Origin of the sequence: Plantibacter sp. CFBP 13570, from assembly GCF_014841395.1 — a bacterium.
In the GTDB taxonomy this organism is placed as follows: Bacteria; Actinomycetota; Actinomycetes; order Actinomycetales; family Microbacteriaceae; genus Plantibacter; species Plantibacter auratus.
Window position 1 is genome coordinate 1 of record NZ_JACYTW010000146.1, and the last position, 573, is coordinate 573.

The following is a 573-nucleotide window of genomic DNA, read 5'->3' on the forward strand; positions in this document are numbered from 1 at the left end:
CGCCACCGCCGCCGCCGGACGCACCGCCACCACCGCTCGATCCTCCGCCGCCGGACGAACCGCCGGACGACGCGGGAGGGGTGTTGGCCGCGGCTGCCGCCGCTTCCGCCGCCTGGCGAGCGGACTCGCCGGCCGCGTAGCCGCGTTCGGTCTCGGCAGTGGTGTTCTTCAGGGAGGCGAGCTGCGCGTAGAGCTGGTCGGCCTGCTGCTCCTGTGCCGCCACCGCTGCGGATGCAGCCGCCGAGGCGCTCTCCGCCTCGTCGTACTTCGTCTGCGCTTCGCCCTCGAGACGTTCGCGTTCCGTCTTCGCGACCTCCGCCTGGTCGGTCAGGCCGCTCGCCGCGTTGCGGTCGGTCACCGCCTCGGCGTAGCTCGCGGCGTTGCGCTCGCTCAGCTTGTCCATGACGGACAGCCGGGACAGCAGGTCGTCGGACTTCCCCGCGCCGAGGACCAGGTCGAGCGAGACGTCGCCGCCACCGCCGCGCGACAGCTGCGCGATGAGCGCACCGGCGCGCTGCTTCGAGACCTTGGCGGCGGCCGCAGCGGCCTCGGCCTGCTCGCGCAGCGCCGACT

The 573-nt window shown here is 74.3% G+C and carries 1 pseudogene; it reads right to left on the reverse strand.

Annotated features, from left to right (window positions below):
- Window positions 1-573, reverse strand: a pseudogene (locus IFT89_RS19945) (hypothetical protein); the annotation flags it as partial.